Raw genomic sequence first — 16,722 nt, 5'->3', positions numbered from 1 at the left:
GGGCCGGGGCGCTCACGCTAGGGTTAGCGCTCGCCTTCGCTGACGAGCTTGCGCATCACGGGGAGCGCTTCAGCCAGGACTGTCAGTTCGTCGAGCGACAGTGACGCGAAATCTTCCGCCACAGCTTCGCCCAAGCGATCCTGCCACTCATTGCACAAGTTGCGCCCCTTAGGCGTCACCGTCAGAAGCGACTGGCGTGCGTCGGAAGTATCTTTTTCCTTATTGACCAGACCCTGCTTGACCAGGCGATTGACCAGTGTGGACACTGTCGCCATCGTCGACCGCTCGCGGCGGGCAACGTCGGAAATTCTGACTGGGCCATTGTTCTGAATGAAGCGGACCACTCTCCACGTAGCAGACGAGGGGGCCATTCCCGCCCGGTACAGTGCGGTCCGAATGACGCGTGAACACATCATCGCAACTTCTGCCGCAAAGGCAGGAGTTTCCAAGGCGTCGGACGGAACAGCCGAACCTGGTTCGTAGATGCTCGATCCAACTGATGAGTTCACCGTGCCGTGGACGATGGGTCCGTCGAAGCCGTCAGAAGCTGTGCCACGGCGCAAATCCGCGCGCCCGTTGACTCCTGCGACCGACGTCTCATGAGAATTACTATTGTCAGGATTCATCGTTAGGGTTGTACTCTCCGCGATAGTGCTCAAAACGCTACTGTCCAACGCGGCACTTCCGGCAGCTGCGCCAAAGGACGACGCATCGCACCCGGTCGTACCACGTGCTATTGCCGTACTGATCGCTTCTTTACTGAGAGGCTTCCCGTCATCCGCACCACGTGGGTCCTTCAATGGGTACCCCACAACTGCAGTTTCTGCTGCATCTACTGAGGGGTCATCGGACATCTGATGTCGAGGACCATTAAATTGTGGCGCAGTAACGGTGACAGACTTCATGTCAGTAAGTTCCTCCATGATTCGATATGGTCAGTGAGTTCAGCGAGACTCCCAGCGGGCCATGGTGACGCGATCAAGCGACCACCTAGCAACCACATGAATCAGTGAAGGTGCGATAGTACGTGTTCCTTGGTTAGAGGAACCTCACTTATTATTTCGCTTTTGCAGCTTTTTTGTTAACACCTGCAACCAATTTTTTGTGGTTAAGAACGGACTCCCCCAACATATTCTTACGAACCCGTGCGTGAGCCCTGTTGTAAAGCCAGGAACTCCACGAGTACGTGTCAGCTACAGGCAGTACTTTTGGAGTATCCCCCCTGAATAAAATTAACCATAGCACACAAAGACCGTTAAGGGGACCTACCTATGGTTCTTTTTTAGCCTCGTCACCGTGGCGCGCGCAGTGACCGTCATCGAGTCCGGCAAGGTCGCAATTCTCTCCTTTAAATCCTCCGGGCGAATATGACGGGCAGACGGACTCATCCCCACCTGAGCTTCAATAGCATCGCGGCCCAGATTCATCTCGAATTCAACCTCTTCAGGCTCGCCATCAGGGGTAAGGTGCCCCGACGCCTGCTGAATCATTCGGTGAACTTTGTTCTTTTCAACGTCAATAATTCCAAGGGGCTCGCGAAGCTCAACTAAATGACCGGGCGCAGCTGTCAAAACAACAACTTGACCTTCGTCGGTAAGAACTCGCGCAAATTCTTCCGCGTTACGCGGCGCGAAAACGACCGTAATCGTGTCGATCGACTTATCTTTGACGGGAAGCCTGGACCACGCGTCAGCAATAACAGCTCCCACACGAGGGTGGCAGCCAGCGATGCGCTTAGCAGCAGGAACGGAAACGTCAATTCCGATTCCGCGCGAACCGGGAACGGCGTCGAGTGTGTGGGCTAAGTAATAGCCGGTCCCCGCGCCCACTTCCATGACGACAGGATGCTCATGATCACCAACCCCCGCATCATCGAGAACATCCTGTACATTCCCCGTCACGGCCTCAACGAATGGGCCAAAGTGGCCACTGGCAAGAAATTTTTCGCGGGCCTGAATCATCGAGGCGTCATCGCCCTTATACCTCAGGCCGCGGCCACCCACAAGGGACACATACCCCTGGCGGGCAACGTCGTAACTATGGCCTGTATCAGAGACAAGGGTGGCTAAATTACCGCCATCGTGGAGCGAAGAGCCGTCGATGGGGTCAGATAAAACATCAAGAACGTCGGAGAGCAAGGTCTACCTCATCTTCAATCGATAACGTGTGGACTCTACTCTAGCCAGCGCACCAGACATCGGGCGATTACTGTGCCTAACCAGCAGCTTCTGATAATACCGAGGCAAGCTCACCGGCTTCCTCGTGGTTAAGTTCGACGACCAAACGGCCGCCACCGTCAGTTGGAATACGCATCACAATCTTGCGTCCTTCTTCAACTGCTTCCATCGGGCCATCACCGGTCCGGGGCTTCATTGCTGCCATGGGCGAAATCCCTTCACTATAAAAAGCTTGATAACTCCAGAGTAGCCCTGTTTTCCCGAAAGCGTTGCGACAACCGCCAATCCGGGCCTCTGCAGCCGTGCTCCTACCTCCCCCGATGCCACTGCCGACGTTGTTACCGACGCTTCGATTTCTTGCGCTTTTTCTTCCGCTTCCCCTGAGCACGGTTCGTCTTCGCGGAGTGCTGGTGCGCGGAGTTCCGGTGATGATCGTCGACGTGTGTGTCCCCGGACTGTGACACCTCTCCATGATCTGCAGCTGCAGCTGATCCATGCGTAGAGCGGGCCTCGTCCGGATGGAGTCCCACGGTTGCACTTCCTGCCTTCGCTGTACTCTCGGCAGCGTCCACGTCGTTGCTGGACGCCGTGCCCGCACCCGAGGCCTTCAACTGTTCTTCTGCGTCATCGGCACGACGTCGATAGCGATCGCGGTCGTGCTCCAGCTCGATCATGTGCTCCCTGGCGCGTTGCAGCGCCATATCAACTTCGCGCGGGGAATAACCACGGAAGGACAAGGAAAAGCGCATCGTCGACAATTCATCGGGGCCAACGGTGGCGCCGAGCTCTAAGTCTTTCCGCTCATCAGGGCGTTCGGCGGGGCCTAATTCTTCTCCCCGGCCGAACAAGGAGGAGAACACCCACCACAAACCGGCAGAGACAACGATGAGGACAATGAGGGTCACAATCCAATACAGCACGTGCATAGTCTACTGATTGCCGCGCGTTCGATATGTTCTCACTCCACACCGCGAGTCGTCGCATACGGCGGAATAATGCCTTGCACTGCCAATGCCATGCGGCACGCATCGAGGTTCTCGGCCACCTCGTGAACACGAAATACGGACACGCCCTGGGCCGCTGCCAGGGCAGTTGCCGCCAGGGTACCTGCCAATCGCTGATCCACCGGACGCCCGACGGTTTCTCCCACGAAGTCCTTATTCGATAGGGCCATGAGCACCGGCCACCCCGTCGACACGAGATCCCGAGCATGACGCACCAACGCCAAACTATGGAAAGTGTTCTTCCCGAAGTCGTGGGTTGGGTCGATGAGGACTTTATCCTCGGGAACGCCGCAGTTCACCGCATGTTCTGCGCGCTGTGTCGTGGAGCGGATAACGTCCCCGACTAGGTGGTCATAATGAACACGACGCGGCAACGTGCGCGGCTCCATCCCTCCCGTGTGCGAACACACATAGCCCCGGTGATAATGACCAGCGACTTCGACGAGCTCGGGGTCTGCCCCCGCCCACGTATCGTTAATCAGGTCCGCACCAGCGGTAATCGCGGCCTCCCCGACGGGGGCACGATAGGTATCCACGCTGATGTGAACCGAGGGGAATTCCTCACGCACAGCAGCAACGAAGGGCACTACCCTATCGATCTCCTCGGCGATCGAGACCGGATCACCCCGGCCCGCTTTAACGCCACCGATGTCAATGATCTCAGCACCGGCGTCGACGCACCTTCTCACCCGTGCCAGGGCTGCCTCGTCGGTAAACGTTGCTCCCTTGTCATAAAAAGAGTCGGGAGTGCGGTTAACGATCGCCATCATCGCTGGTAAAGCGCTAGATTGGTAAAAACTGCGGGGGCGGTCTCCAGGGTCCGACGCGTTACTCACCCCTTGGGTGGTGGCGGAATCCGACTCCCCGTGATCGGGCTCGGCACCACGATGATTATGCGTCACGGGAGGAGCCACCATCAGAGGGGTCTTGGTCAGACGCATCGCCGGTAGACGGCTCCGAGCTGGACGCATCGCCGTCCTCAGCGAGCTTCCCTACACTGCGCAAAATTCCAGCCCGCTGCGAATGGGAAAGACTGTTTTCCTCTAACCGACGCCCCAATTCCTCCACAAAGCCTTCGTGCTTCGTCGTAATGTAGCCCACGGCCTCCTCGACGTCATCCGTCACGAGGAAGAGATCTGGGTCGTCGGGCGACACCATCTTTTCACTAATCAGGCGATCCCGAATCCAGTCCACCAAGCCCGACCAGAACTCAGTCCCGATCAGCACAATGGGGTATCGAGTCACCTTCCCGGTTTGGACTAGAACCAGGGCTTCGAACAGCTCGTCCATCGTCCCGAAACCACCCGGAAGGCACACGAATGCCTGGGAATATTTCAAGAACATTGTCTTGCGGACGAAGAAGTAGCGGAAATTCAAACCAAGATTGACCCAGGCATTCAAGTTCTGCTCATGAGGAAGCTCAATACCCAAGCCAATGGACAATCCACCGGCCTCCGCGCAACCACGATTCGCCGCTTCCATCAGCCCCGGGCCACCGCCGGTAATGACGCCGTACCCGGCTTCATGCAGCGCGCGACCGACCTCGACGCCCTTCTTATAGTACGGCGAATCGACTTCAGCACGTGCCGAACCAAATACGGTGACCGCACGGGGAATCTCGGCCAGAGCGCCGAATCCTTCGACGAACTCACTTTGGATACGCAGGACACGCCACGGATCGGTGTGCAGCCAGTCCGCATCCTTCTGAACGTCCAAAAGGCGCTGGTCGGTGGTGGATCGTGCGTGCGTGTGGTCATGCGCTTTACCGCCGCGGTCGCGAAACACCACTGGGCCGCGGAACCGCAGATGGCCTCGATCGTCGTCCTTCCCGCCCATCATGCGGGATGTCTTCCGCCCCATCGTGCTGTCCTTCCCGTCACTTACTCGTCAGATAAGCCATGATCTGATCTGATACGTCGGTAATCATCTCTACCGGGCACTGCTCATCTTTTTTATGAGCAAAGGCCGGATCACCCGGGCCAAAATTCACCGCGGGAATCCCCATCGCAGCAAAGCGGGCAACGTCCGTCCACCCATACTTCGCGCGCACATTCCCACCGGTCACGTCAATGAGTTCAGCAGCGGCGGCATGGTGCAAGCCCGGTAGCGCACCCGGCGATTCGTCATCGATATCAAGGCGGAAACCAGGTTCCGAATTATCGGGAGTGCCGACGCCGATAATCGCGAAGGTCTCATCCAACGCTTGCTGCGTCGATTTTCCCGGCGCGAAACGGTAGTTCACGAACATCCACGCCTCGTCGGGGATCGTGTTCGTCGCCACTCCCGATTCGCACATCACGATGTTGAAGCCCTCGTGGTACTCCAAGCCGTCGATCTCAACGATTTTGTCCCCATCATGGGAGGCAGCGCGCGCGATGACCGGGGCCAGCTTGTGCATGGCATTGTCCCCCAGCCACGATCGGGCCGAGTGGGCGCGCTCCCCCAAGGCGGTCACTTTGACGCGGACACTGCCTTGGCACCCCGCCTCGATCACGGCACCCGAGGGCTCGCCCAAGATGGCGATATCGCCCTGCAACCACTCGGGGGAATGTTCAGCTAGTTTCCTTAGCCCATTTTCTGTGGCCGCGATTTCCTCCGCCTCATACATGATGATCGTCATGTCGCGGGTCAGGTCTGGTGACTCGGCTAATTGGGCAAAGGCGTGGAGGAACACCGCATTGCCCGACTTCATATCGACCGTTCCACAACCGAAGAGTGTATCGCGGCCGTCCTTGTCCGTGCCCCGCGTGGAGGGAACGTTGTCGGCAATCGGCACAGTGTCCAGGTGGCCTGCCAACACCACACGCGACGGCAAACCGCGGTAGGTTTTGGCCATCACGGTGTTATTAAAACGCTCAACCGTTATGCTATTCGCCTCGTTGGCGGACGCAGCAACGGCTCGCAACGCTGCCTCGACGGCGTCGGCAATATTTTTTTCATTCTTAGAGACACTCTCAATATCAACGAGCGCCCTGGTGAGATCAATAGGGTGCTGAGTCAGGTCAATCACGCCACCAGACTAACCGCCGGGGCGGACACGCGCATGCGCGATGTATTCGCGCGGGATTCCCGTGCTTGACCGACGCCGTGGTCACCCCTGAGTAACGAACCGGCTATTCTGAACAGATCGAATAGATGTATCAGCATGGGCGCGTAGCTCACTGCTCCCCCAATACCAAAGGGCACTTCATGACGAACAATGCTTCACAGGGCGATGAATCTTCCGATTCCACCTCGCAACTGGGACATGGGTTGAAAGTTCGGCACCTCACGATGATGGGGTTGGGATCTGCCATCGGCGCAGGGCTCTTCCTTGGAACAGGCGTCGGCATTAAAGCCGCGGGACCGGCAGTCTTGATTTCCTATATCGTTGCCGGATTCCTTGTTGTTCTGGTGATGCGGATGCTGGGTGAACTCGGTGCCGCCCGCCCCAATACAGGAACATTCTCTGCATATTCTCGACAAGCTTTCGGTCAATGGGCTGGTTTTTCCACCGGCTGGTTGTACTGGTTCATGCTGGTCATGGTCATGGGCGCCGAAATCACCGGTGCCGGTGCGTTTATTGGTAATTGGTTCGGTGTCGACGGCTGGATTCCAGCGCTTGTCTGCGTCATCATCTTCACCTTCATCAACATGGCTAAAGTCCGTGGTTTCGGTGAATTCGAATACTGGTTCGCGTTTATCAAAGTCGCGGTCATTATCTTCTTCCTGGTCGTCGGCATTCTTCTGATCTTCGGGCTTCTCCCCGGGCACCCCATGGTCGGATTTGAGCATGTGAGGGAATCCGGTTTCGCCCCGAACGGAGTGGGCGGGATCGCTGCCGGTCTGCTTGCCGTCGCCTTCGCTTTCGGCGGCATTGAGATTGTGACCATCGCGGCTGCTGAGTCTGAGAACCCCAGCCGTGCCATCGCCACGGCTGTGCGCTCGGTTATTTTGCGCATCTCGGTGTTCTACCTGGGATCTGTGCTGGTCATTATCTTCCTTCTGCCCTATTCGACACTGGGCCAGGCTGAAGGCGCTGCCGATTCCCCCTTCACTCGCGTCCTCGCCCAGGCCGACATCCCCGGTGTTGTTGGGTTCATGGAGATAATCATCACGTTGGCGCTGTTGTCGGCATTTAACGCGCAGATTTACGCTACCTCCCGCGTGATTTACGCCATGTCCAAAGAAGGCGACGGCCTGAAATTCTTCACCAAGACGAACCACGAGGGCGTCCCCACACGCGCGGTGTGCCTCTCGATGGCGCTGGCTTACTTGTCCGTGGCGCTTCAGATCTGGGGACCAGCGAACCTCATCGAGTTGTTCTTCAACATCGTCGGTGGTTCGCTCTTGGTGCTGTGGTTCATGATCGCCGCCTCAGAGATCAAGCTGCGGCCCGAATTGGAAGCAGAAGGCACACTCCCCGTGAAAATGTGGGGATATCCGTACATGAGTTATGTCGCGCTGATTGGTTTGCTCGCGTTGACTGTTCTCATGCTTTTCGACAACTCAGCGCGCCCGCAAGTCATTGCCGTTGGTGTGTTCTTCGCCGCACTGGTTGCCTTGTCGGCCGTCGCCCGTCGTCGGAATGCGGCGGCGGTTCCCGCGAAGTAGACGCTTCACCGGGGCCACTGCGCACCTCGGCGTCGTACGTCGCACCGCTTGGGTATTGTGGCCCCTATGACTTCATTTTTAACTACAGGTGCCGTTGCCGATGGTCTTGCCACCATCACCGACGACGGAATCGTGCTGGATTCGTGGTTCCCATCCCCGTCCCTCAGCGACGACATCAGCGAAACCACCACCACTGAGCTCGGTTCCAAAGCCCCCGAGGAACTCGCTGCGGCGGCACACAGCGACGAAGATCGCCACGTGCGTCGCGTCGCGATCCGCACTCAGATTAAAGACCTCTCAACCCCGCCGACCGATGCTTACGACGCCTACCTGCGCCTTCACCTTTTATCTCACCGCATCGCACGCCCCCACACCGTGAACGTGGAGGGAATCTTCGGCAAGTTGACCAACGTCGTGTGGACGAATTACGGCCCCTGCTCCACCGAAAACTTCGAATCGACGCGCGCGCGGCTATCAACCCGCGGCCCCGTCACCGTATTTTCCGTGGATAAATTCCCGCGCATGGTGGATTACGTCATGCCCAGCGGTGTCCGAATTGGCGACGCCGACCGCGTCCGCCTGGGGGCACACTTAGCGCCCGGCACCACGGTCATGCACGAGGGCTTCGTCAACTTCAACGCCGGAACACTCGGACACTCCATGGTGGAGGGACGTATTTCCGGCGGCGTCGTCGTTGATGACGGCACCGATATCGGCGGTGGAGCATCCATCATGGGGACGCTGTCCGGCGGCGGCAAAGAGGTCATCTCTATTGGGCAGCGCTGCCTCCTGGGCGCCAACTCCGGTGTCGGGATTTCCCTCGGTAATGACTGTGTTGTCGAAGCCGGGCTGTACATCACCTACGGCACTAAGGTCGTTGCCCGCGGGCCTGTTGCAGACGCGATGGGGCTGAAAGACAGCTCACCGATTAAGGCCGCTCAGCTCTCCGGTGCGAACAACATCTTGTTCCGCCGCAATTCCCTGTCGGGATCCGTGGAGGCCGTTGCATGGCAGTCCTCCACGGTGACACTGAACGACGACCTTCACGCGAATTAAGCCATAAAGAGTTTTGAAAAACATGGCGAAGCAAACTAAGCCCCCACGCCCCACTGAATTAGACCGAGCACAAACAACCAGTCTGATTGTTGTGCTGGTGGTGTGCGTGGCGTGTGCATTCGTCCCCTACACCGCGGTAAAAATTATCGCTGCGATCGTGATGATCAGCTTGGTCGTGGGGCTCGGGCTGCGGGTGTGGAGGGACCGGTCAGGGCGCTGGTGACCTCTACCTCTACCCCGCGATCCGCTGGGCTGCAGCGGTGATCTGGTCATCGGTGCCCGTCAGGGCAACGCGGACGTGCTTCACACCTTTCGGGCCATAGAACTCGCCCGGGGCCACGAGGATCCCACGCTCTGCAAACCAATCGACGGTGTCTCGGCACGGCTCGTCGCGAGTGGACCACAGGTACAGGCCAGCCTCGGAATTGTCGATAGTAAAACCAGCGTCGCGAAGAGCCGCGGCAAGGATCTCACGACGGTTCCGGTAAATCTCCCGCTGGAGCTGCTCAAAGCCGTCATCCTTCAAAGCGGCAACAGTGGCGGCCTGAATCGGCTGAGGGACCATGAACCCCGCGTGCTTGCGGACAGCCAGCAGCTCGTGGATGAGCTTCTCGTCGCCCGCCAACCAGCCCGAGCGATACGATGCCATGTTCGACGTCTTCGAGAGCGAATGAACCGCAATCAGGTTGGTGGTATCCCCATCGCACACATCGGGATGCAAAAGAGACACCGGTTGCGTGGGCCGTTCACCACGAACACCGTTGGCATTCGTCGTCCAGCCCAGGCCGAGGTAACACTCATCAGAGACGACGATGACGTCACGTTCCCGAGCCCAGGACACAACTTTCCGTAGGTGCTCAAGGCCCAAGACCTTGCCCGTCGGGTTTGATGGCGAATTGATGTACATCAGCGTCGGCGCCTGCGGGCCAAGCTGGAATGTGGAATCCGCCCGGACAATCGACGCCCCCGCCAACAACGCACCGACCTCATAGGTCGGGTAGGCGAGCTCCGGGATCACGACGGTGTGCCCTTCGCCCAACCCCAAAAGATATGGCAGCCACGCAATAGCTTCCTTCGTCCCGATCACCGGCAATACCTGCCGCTCAGGATCAAGCGGGATGATGCCGTAGCGACGAGTCATCGCCTCGACAATGGTCTGCCTTAACTCCTGCGTGCCGACGGTTTGCGGATAGCCGGGAGCCCCAGAATTTTCTGCCAGGCCCAGCTGAGCAGCAGGAGACACCGGATCGACGGGTGTTCCCATCGACAAGTTGATGAACCCATCCGGGTGAGATTCGGCCTTCGCGCGAGCATCCGCGAGGGAATCCCACGGGAAATCCGGAAGCAAAGACGAACGAACAATACGGGGCGGGTGCGCCATACAAAGCCTCACAGCAGAAACGGACGCGACACAGGGACGCGAGTGTACAGGAAGAAAAATACGATCATCGGACAGCCAGATACTATCCCAACAATAGCGTTCGGGAACCCGAGTGAAATCCTAGGCTTGCGGCGGAAGCTCTGCGACGAGGGGCGCGTCGAAATCCTGTGGCCCCAGCCGGGCAGCACCACCCGGCGATCCGAGATCGTCGAAAAACGCGGCGTTCGCGTCGTTGTAGTCGATCCACTCATCGGGGACGTCGTCCTCGTAAAAGATCGCTTCCACGGGGCACACCGGTTCGCACGCCCCGCAATCGACACATTCGTCGGGGTGGATGTACAAACTGCGAACACCCTCGTAGATGCAGTCAACCGGGCATTCCTCAACACATGCCTTATCCTTCACGTCAACGCAGGGTTCCGCGATGGTGTAAGCCATAGTCTCCTCCTCTTTCGCCTTTTCTTCCCGTTGTCTTCCTGTTGTGCAGCGTTGCGACGTCGTCACCGTCGGATCGTTGCGCCGTGGCTGGTCTTGCCATACCTGTTCTAGTTGTCCGAACTGGGATCAGGGGGCACCCAATGTCGTCAAGCGGTTCCATGATGCCACGCGTCAAACAAAAAATGAACCTATCTGTCTACTTTTCGTCTGTGGGGGCAGTGTTTTATGGCCACTACCAGGCTATTTACTTTTTCTTTGTGGGGTTATTTTTCTCCTTGGGACGTTTGCCACCCGTCGTCGTGGTGGGCGGAGGTGGATTGACCTGATCCATCGACGAGACCACCGACCTCATCAGCGGCCACGCCGCGCCCGCAACACCGGCGATCATGAACAGGACTCCCACGAGGTTGGGCACGATCCACGTTGTTCCCCGCGTTCCCGGCAGCGACGGCCACGTGACGGCAATGAAGTAGAGCACGATCCAGGTCACACCGGGGATGCTGGCCCACGTCAATTTTTTCGTCCACAGCAGCGCCGTCGTCCCGAGGACATAGTTGAAGCCGGCTGCGATGAGAATCATGTAGGGGAACGGATAGGTGTGGCCGCCGATGGTGATTCGGCTGCCCAGGTACACCATTTCCAAGAAGAAGGACAGCACAGACCCGACGGTCAACCAGGTGATGCCTGCAATGCGTTCACCCTTGCTCACGTCTTCACGCGGCTGAGAATGGTTGGGGTCTCCCCAATGTTTTTCCATAGTTCTTCCCCGCTTATCGACGCTGACCAGACTGCTCGGATGTATCGTGCTCTGCTCCCTCATCTGTCTGATCTAATGAAAACGCGCTCCGTCCTCGTGCGCGCACGACTGAGGAATCATACGCGGAGGGGGCAGGAGTGGTCTTCGCCCACGGGCCGCTTCCACCGTACGCCACCACATAGTGTTCTTCTCTCATCAGCGGTTGAGTAATACGGTTGGACAGTGCAAATACCTTCGGAGCCACAGTGGAGTCGCTGACAGCCCAAGCGGACTCAGGGTTCGTCCAGCTCTGCCGACCATCGGCGATCCACAATTGCGTGGCGTGAGCAGCCATCGCGTTCGCTTGCGCCTCGATATCCGCATCACTTAACTGCACTGCAAGGTCCACCAGATCGTCGGGGACGAAGGCAAGATCTGGCTCAGTGATCTTGGCCGGGGTTTTCTCCGGGGACGTAGAGTCGACGGCCCTCGCAGCGTCGTCGACAAAACTGAATTCCATCCCGCTGGGAGAAACCCATCCATCGGGAATACGGGAGATCGCACGTCCCGCCTGTTTGAGAGCTGTTTCGCCACGGACTGCCCAGAGAATAACGGGATCCGGAATGCCGTGGTCCGCAGAAGTCTCGCGGCCACCGTGACGGCGGGCCAGCACGGCAGAAAACAGATCCTCATCATCGCCACCTAATTCAGGTGCGGACCCATGGGGCAGCTCTGCAACAGCCGCATGAGTGATCTCATGAGCACGGATATGATCGGGATGCCCGTAGCCACCATCAGACCCATAGGTGACCACGATGTCGGGGCAGAAGTCGCTCATCAGGGCCTTGAGCGCGTCAACAGCTTGCTGCCCCGACTTCACGAATGCACGAGGATGGTCCGCCGACGGCGTTCCCACCATCCCCGAGTCCCGCCAGCGGCCCACACCGCCCAACACACAGGGGCGATGGTGAACACCATTCACCCCCAGGATGCGGAGCGAATCCTCGAGCTCCCGATAACGAAAGCCGCCCAACATATCGGCTTCATCAGCAATGAGGCCCTGCATCGGCTCTCCAATGACCTCACCTTGCTCCCCCAACGTACACGTGACCACGCGAACATCAGCGCCGCGCCGGGACAGGTGCGCTAACAATCCCCCCGTCCACAGGGCTTCGTCGTCAGGATGGGCATGAACGGCCATCACTCGGAGGCCACGCAAATCACTCATTACTGGAGGCATCCTCCTTGTCGTCCTTGTTCTCGTCTGCTTTATCGTTGTCGTTCTTCTTCTCGCCGTCCGTATCGCCTTTGTTGTCGGTAGTCGGACCGCTACCGGGCTGGAGCACCGAGTAGTCCTCGTTCCGCGTCCACAGCGGCGCAGTGACAAAAATTCCGCCGCGTTCCGTCGTCGGGAGCTCGCCCGACTTCAGTGGCAAACGAGGGGCCTCCAGGGCCGGCGTCGTCGCGAATACTTCGGTGTCTTGGAGGAGAGCAAGGCTAACGGCCTGGGAGTTCACCTTCTCAATGACCTTCTGCTTCGTGTCATTGACATCGGCGAACCCCTCGGCGGCTTCCCTCACCTGGGTATCGATCTCCGGATCACACAACCCCGACATATTGGCTGCTCGGGCGTACTTTTTCTCTATAGACTTGCGTGCGTCCCCGGTATCCGTGGCACTAGGCGCGGCACTATCCGACGTCGGTTGTGGTTCAGACGATGGCGATGACGGCGTTGAACTCTCCGGCTCCATCAACTCCGAACTCTTATCGGAATCCATCTCTCTCGACGGGCGATCAGCCGACGTGCAGCCGTAGTGGCTGGCTAACGCGGATGCGGTGGTATCACCCGATTGCCATGCAACGGTCGCGTCGGCAAGGCCGAGAGGGAGGACAGATTCGACGATGCCCAGCGCCGGCATAACAAGCGCTTTCGCGGGAAAACCGGCCTGGGTGAGCTGGTCCGCCACCGTGCGCGCGGCCGTCACTGCGGCGTCATCCGACTGATCAACGGCGATCCGGAAAGGCCTGGATAACGATGGGAATGCGGACTCCGACCCGGGAACAGAGGTGCCCGAAATCGTGGCCTCATCATGCGGTGCGCTCACTTCCATCCGCTCCCCGGCGATGCGGGCAACGGTATCCCTATCCACACTGTTGAGTATCCGCGCGCGCTCCCCCACATCATCCATATGCGGGGCGGCCGTGTTCAGCGACAACATGAGGTACCGGTTTTTCGGCGACAGCTGCACCACAGAATGCGGCACCGAATCCAGCGACAGCTGCGTGGTTGCTTTCGGACGCAACGCAGCCCCCTGGACCTGGCCATTGCGCAACATTTCCGCAGCCTCAGCAGCATTATCCTGGGCCTGGAGGACGATCTTGTCCGTCTTCGCGAGGTTGCTTCCCCAATAGCGGTCATTGCGCACCAGTGTCACAATGCCACGGCCACTATCAATCGACTCCACCGAAAACCGGTTGCCCGAGACAGGGACCGAGTCCCTCAACATCGTTTGGAAATTACTGGATGAGCGGTACAGGTGGCTGGGCAGCAGGTTAGTGAACAGCGACCGCCACGCCACGTACGGCCGATCAAAATGCACGTCTACCTGATGGCCACTCTCCGTCGAGGTCACGCTGCTGATCGCTTCATACCCCGCCGGGTCTTCCACCCCAGGCTGCGAGATCATTTGCTTCCACAAATACTCAAAGTCGGCTCCCGTGATCGGAGTGCCGTCCGACCACTGCGCATCCGACGCGATCGTATAACGCACCGTAAACGGCTGAGACGACGCTGCCTCAGAAGGCGCCGACGATTCTGATGATGGCGTCGATGCTGACGATGCTCCCCCATTGCCTTCCACCACGTCGGCAGAATCAAGCAGGTCCTGGTTCAGCTCCAGTTCACCGTCATCTTTTTCGACGAACGGGCTGGGCAGCACCAGTGAGGCCATGTGATCGACCAACGGGGTGTCGTCGGAAACCAAATGCGGATTAAACCCCGGGCTGACATCACTGACCGCAAACGTAATTTTTTCCGACTGCTGGGACACGGTGTCGGCATTGTTTTTATTCCCGTCGCCGGAATTGACGACGGGCGCCGACCCGGGGCGCGCGCTACACCCGGCCAGTAATGATGTGGACGCAACCCCCACAGCAACGCCCGTGGCCACGACCGCCCTCACGGCAGTGGACATCACACCACACGGGTGAGCATAAGAGCGCACCCGCATGGTGGATCGATGTCGTTTACGCGTTGTGTTCATTGTCCATCGCGGCCATAAAGGCCACCGTCGTTATTTCTTACCCTGCTTCGCTTTCTGCTTAGCGTGCGCAGCAGCACGTCCTCGCTCTTTGGCGTCCAAGATCACCTTACGCACACGGATGTTCTTCGGTGTGACCTCGACGCATTCGTCGCCACCACAGAATTCCATGGCCTCGTCCAAAGAAAGGGTATGCGCTTTGGCCAGCGTGACCGTCGTTTCCGCCGTCGCGGAGCGCATGTTGGTCAGCTTCTTTTCCTTGGTGATGTTGACGTCCATGTCTTCTTCGCGGTTATTCGCGCCAACAACCATGCCTTCATAGGCCTCAACACCAGGTTCGACGAAGAACTGACCCCGGTCCGCCAGCTGCTGCAAGGCGTAGGCGGTGATCTGCCCGGCGCGGTCAGCGACCAAGGATCCCGACGCCCGGTCCTTAATATCGCCGGCCCACGGCTTGTACCCGTCGCTGTAGGAGTTCGCGATACCCGTACCCCGGGTTTCCGTCATGAACGTGGTCCGGAATCCGATGAGCCCACGGGCAGGCACGGAGTATTCCATGCGGATCCATCCGCCAGCACCGTTGTCCATGGACAGCATCGTGCCCTTACGCGAGGCCATGAGCTGTGTGACGGCACCTTGATGCTCCGACGGAACATCGATAACGAGGTGCTCAAAGGGCTCATGCAGTGTGCCGTCGATAGTGCGGGTCACCACTTGTGGCTTGCCGACGGTCAGCTCGAAGCCTTCGCGGCGCATGGTTTCGACCAGCACGGATAGTGCCATTTCGCCTCGGCCTTGAACTTCCCACGCATCTGGGCGCTCGGTCGGCAAGACTTTTAACGAGACGTTACCGATGAGTTCTTGCTCCAGACGGGACTTCACCAGCCGAGCGGTGAGCTTGTCACCGCCACCACGACCGGCCAAGGGCGAGGTGTTGACACCGATGGTCATCGAGATCGCTGGCTCGTCGACGGTGATCGGTGGCATTGCCTCGGGGTGCTCTGGATCCGCGAGGGTGTCGCCAATCATGATTTCGTCGATACCAGCGACGGCTCCGATGTCGCCGGCGATGACCTGGTCGGTGGGGACGCGCTTCACGCCGTCCTGGCGCAGAAGTTCCGAAATTTTCGCGGTCTTGGTGTGCGGGTTGCCGTCGCTATCGTGGTGGATCCAGGCGACCTGCTGGCCCTTCTTCAGGATGCCGCGGAACACGCGCACGAGGCCGATACGCCCCAGGAACGAGGAGGAGTCCAAGTTGGTGACGTGTGCCTGCAGAGGAGCGTCGATCTCAGCAGAGGGCTCCGGCAACACGTCATACAACACGTTGAAAAGGTCCTGCAGATCCTCGGCCTCCGGGACATTGCCGTTGCCGGGGTTCTCCGTGGACGCCTTCCCGGCGCGACCGGACGCATAAAGAACAGGCAGCTCCAGGTTCTTTTCGGCGGCTTCCTGCGCCTCCGGATCGTCCAAGGACGCGGCCAGTTCGAGCAAAAGGTCCTGGGCTTCGTCGACAACCTCGTCGATACGAGCGTCGGGACGGTCGGTTTTATTGACGACGATGATGACGGGCATCTTCGCTTCCAGCGCTTTGCCCAACACGAAACGCGTCTGAGGAAGCGGCCCCTCGGAAGCGTCGATAAGGAGGACAACACCGTCAACCATGGACAGTCCGCGCTCAACCTCACCACCGAAGTCGGCGTGGCCGGGGGTGTCGATGACGTTGATAATCAAATCGGTGCCATCTTTGCCCATCCCCTTGCGATGGATAGCCGTATTCTTGGCGAGGATGGTGATGCCCTTTTCCTTCTCCAAATCCCCCGAGTCCATGACCCGGTCGACGACCTCGTCATGATCGCCGAACACGCCTGACTGCTGAAGCATGGCATCAACAAGTGTGGTTTTACCATGGTCAACGTGGGCGACAATGGCAACATTGCGAAACTCTGGATGGCTCACTGAGCAAAATCTCCTGGGGTAGAAAAGCTCACCGTAGGTCAAGGGCGATGAGCGAGCGTGACGCGGCATCTCCACCGGTCACACAATGGGGCACCCGAACGTGCGAATCGTGCTCAGGCTA

16 protein-coding genes are annotated in these 16,722 nt (G+C 58.8%); 3 read left to right on the top strand and 13 right to left on the bottom strand.

What is annotated here, in order from left to right:
• Nucleotides 1–23 precede the first annotated feature (23 nt).
• From JMN36_RS06245 to dapE, 7 genes are all read right to left on the bottom strand, one after another.
• Nucleotides 24–923 carry a MarR family winged helix-turn-helix transcriptional regulator gene (locus JMN36_RS06245; RefSeq protein ID WP_204088268.1) on the bottom strand — a complete coding sequence of 300 codons (900 nt, stop codon included), beginning with the start codon at nt 921–923 and terminating at the stop codon, nt 24–26.
• Between the two features lie 342 nt (nt 924–1,265).
• Complete coding sequence (locus JMN36_RS06240) at nt 1,266–2,138, bottom strand: methyltransferase domain-containing protein (protein WP_204088267.1); 873 nt, start codon at nt 2,136–2,138, stop codon at nt 1,266–1,268.
• Nucleotides 2,139–2,214: 76 nt separating this feature from the next.
• Entirely contained in the window at nt 2,215–2,382 is a 168-nt protein-coding gene (locus JMN36_RS06235; RefSeq protein ID WP_012731287.1) for a DUF3117 domain-containing protein, read from the bottom strand.
• A 133-nt stretch (nt 2,383–2,515) separates the two neighbouring features.
• Complete coding sequence (locus JMN36_RS06230) at nt 2,516–3,097, bottom strand: DivIVA domain-containing protein (RefSeq protein WP_204088266.1); 582 nt, start codon at nt 3,095–3,097, stop codon at nt 2,516–2,518.
• A 38-nt stretch (nt 3,098–3,135) separates the two neighbouring features.
• Nucleotides 3,136–3,948: a dihydropteroate synthase gene (gene folP / locus JMN36_RS06225; RefSeq protein WP_221924103.1), complete on the bottom strand. Its 813-nt coding sequence runs from the start codon at nt 3,946–3,948 to the stop codon at nt 3,136–3,138.
• 124 nt (nt 3,949–4,072) lie between these two features.
• On the bottom strand, nt 4,073–5,020 hold the full coding sequence (locus JMN36_RS06220) for an LOG family protein (protein ID WP_412728569.1): 948 nt from the start codon (nt 5,018–5,020) through the stop codon (nt 4,073–4,075).
• 37 nt (nt 5,021–5,057) lie between these two features.
• The gene (dapE, locus tag JMN36_RS06215; RefSeq protein WP_204088265.1) at nt 5,058–6,191 is read right to left on the bottom strand and encodes a succinyl-diaminopimelate desuccinylase; all 1,134 of its coding nucleotides are present in this window, start codon (nt 6,189–6,191) and stop codon (nt 5,058–5,060) included.
• 179 nt (nt 6,192–6,370) lie between these two features.
• Between dapE and JMN36_RS06210 the strand changes: the two genes are divergently transcribed.
• The 3 genes from JMN36_RS06210 to JMN36_RS06200 all read left to right on the top strand — a co-directional run bounded on the left by JMN36_RS06210 (nt 6,371) and on the right by JMN36_RS06200 (nt 9,053).
• Complete coding sequence (locus JMN36_RS06210; protein ID WP_204088264.1) at nt 6,371–7,774, top strand: amino acid permease; 1,404 nt, start codon at nt 6,371–6,373, stop codon at nt 7,772–7,774.
• A gap of 66 nt (nt 7,775–7,840) precedes the next feature.
• Nucleotides 7,841–8,830, top strand: a complete 990-nt coding sequence (dapD, locus tag JMN36_RS06205; RefSeq protein WP_204088263.1) for a 2,3,4,5-tetrahydropyridine-2,6-dicarboxylate N-succinyltransferase — start codon at nt 7,841–7,843, stop codon at nt 8,828–8,830.
• Nucleotides 8,831–8,852: 22 nt separating this feature from the next.
• The gene (locus JMN36_RS06200; RefSeq protein WP_012731280.1) at nt 8,853–9,053 is read left to right on the top strand and encodes a hypothetical protein; all 201 of its coding nucleotides are present in this window, start codon (nt 8,853–8,855) and stop codon (nt 9,051–9,053) included.
• Nucleotides 9,054–9,062: 9 nt separating this feature from the next.
• Here the strand turns inward: JMN36_RS06200 and dapC are convergent, their stop codons facing one another.
• The 6 genes from dapC to typA form a co-directional block, all read right to left on the bottom strand.
• On the bottom strand, nt 9,063–10,211 hold the full coding sequence (dapC, locus tag JMN36_RS06195) for a succinyldiaminopimelate transaminase (RefSeq protein ID WP_204088262.1): 1,149 nt from the start codon (nt 10,209–10,211) through the stop codon (nt 9,063–9,065).
• Nucleotides 10,212–10,331: 120 nt separating this feature from the next.
• The gene (gene fdxA, locus JMN36_RS06190) at nt 10,332–10,649 is read right to left on the bottom strand and encodes a ferredoxin (RefSeq protein WP_204088261.1); all 318 of its coding nucleotides are present in this window, start codon (nt 10,647–10,649) and stop codon (nt 10,332–10,334) included.
• 244 nt (nt 10,650–10,893) lie between these two features.
• Complete coding sequence (locus JMN36_RS06185) at nt 10,894–11,406, bottom strand: hypothetical protein (protein ID WP_204088260.1); 513 nt, start codon at nt 11,404–11,406, stop codon at nt 10,894–10,896.
• A 13-nt stretch (nt 11,407–11,419) separates the two neighbouring features.
• Complete coding sequence (locus tag JMN36_RS11090) at nt 11,420–12,613, bottom strand: PIG-L family deacetylase (protein ID WP_412728565.1); 1,194 nt, start codon at nt 12,611–12,613, stop codon at nt 11,420–11,422.
• Nucleotides 12,606–14,579 carry an ABC transporter family substrate-binding protein gene (locus JMN36_RS06175; RefSeq protein ID WP_204088259.1) on the bottom strand — a complete coding sequence of 658 codons (1,974 nt, stop codon included), beginning with the start codon at nt 14,577–14,579 and terminating at the stop codon, nt 12,606–12,608. Before JMN36_RS06175 ends, JMN36_RS11090 begins: the two co-directional genes overlap by 8 nt.
• 99 nt (nt 14,580–14,678) lie before the next feature.
• A complete protein-coding gene (gene typA / locus JMN36_RS06170; protein WP_204088258.1) occupies nt 14,679–16,601 on the bottom strand; it encodes a translational GTPase TypA in 1,923 nt (640 codons plus the stop codon).
• Nucleotides 16,602–16,722 lie beyond the last annotated feature (121 nt).

This window comes from Corynebacterium pseudokroppenstedtii (assembly GCF_019754945.1).
Taxonomy (GTDB): Bacteria; Actinomycetota; Actinomycetes; order Mycobacteriales; family Mycobacteriaceae; genus Corynebacterium; species Corynebacterium pseudokroppenstedtii.
The sequence above is the reverse complement of the archived record's forward strand: the minus strand, read 5'-3'. Positions and strand labels throughout refer to the sequence as shown.